1 rRNA gene is annotated in these 508 nt (G+C 50.8%); it reads left to right on the top strand.

What is annotated here, in order from left to right:
• Positions 1-7: 7 nt before the first annotated feature.
• Positions 8-508: ribosomal RNA gene (locus tag ACXRVZ_RS27790) — 23S ribosomal RNA — on the top strand; the annotation flags it as partial.

Here is a 508-nt window from a genome sequence, read left to right as displayed (position 1 = left end):
GTTATAGGGTCAAGTGACTAAGTGCATGTGGTGGATGCCTTGGCGATTACAGGCGACGAAGGACGTGATAGCCTGCGATAAGCTTCGGGGAGCTGGCAAATTAGCTTTGATCCGGAGATTTCCGAATGGGGAAACCCACTCCGCAAGGAGTAACTCTGACTGAATACATAGGTCATTGTGGCGAACCGGGTGAACTGAAACATCTCAGTAGCTCGAGGAAAAGACATCAACCGAGATTCCGAAAGTAGTGGCGAGCGAAATCGGAGTAGCCCTCGCGTTTTAGCAGTTTGTATATCAGAACGGAATGGAAAGTCCGGCCACAGCGGGTGATAGCCCCGTATGAGAAATGCAGATTGTGGAACTAGGCGCGAATAGAGTAGGGCGGGACACGTGAAATCCTGTCTGAATATGGGGGGACCATCCTCCAAGGCTAAATACTCGTAATCGACCGATAGTGAACAAGTACCGTGAGGGAAAGGCGAAAAGAACCCCGGGAGGGGAGTGAAAT

It is taken from the genome of Roseateles sp. P5_E8, assembly GCF_054177665.1.
This window is presented reverse-complemented; position numbering and strand designations above follow the sequence as displayed.